At 62.4% G+C, this 303-nt stretch carries 1 protein-coding gene; it reads left to right on the forward strand.

Going from position 1 to position 303, the window contains the following annotated elements:
• A partial coding sequence (locus EN862_RS35580) for an alkaline phosphatase PhoX (protein WP_135913332.1) occupies positions 1–303 on the forward strand: 303 nt, incomplete at both ends.

Below are 303 nucleotides of genomic sequence, written 5' to 3' on the forward strand. Positions count from 1 at the left end.
CCGGAAGGCCAAAAGGAAGCCGCCAACTACAAGCGCCTCGGGATTTCGGAAGGCGCCTATGAATGGGGCGCGCATTACGACCGCTTCAACCTCGCCAAGGAGCCGAACGAGCCCAACCGCTTCGGCTGGATCGTCGAGGTCGACGTCAACGATCCGACCTCCGTGCCCCGCAAGCGCACCGCCATGGGCCGCTTCAAGCATGAGGGCGCCGAATCGATCGTCGCCAAGGATGGCCGCGTCGTCTTCTATCTCGGCGACGACGAGCGCTTCGACTATGTCTACAAATTCGTCACCAGCGGCAAG

Source organism: Mesorhizobium sp. M2E.F.Ca.ET.219.01.1.1, assembly GCF_004016445.2.
Classification (GTDB): Bacteria; Pseudomonadota; Alphaproteobacteria; order Rhizobiales; family Rhizobiaceae; genus Mesorhizobium.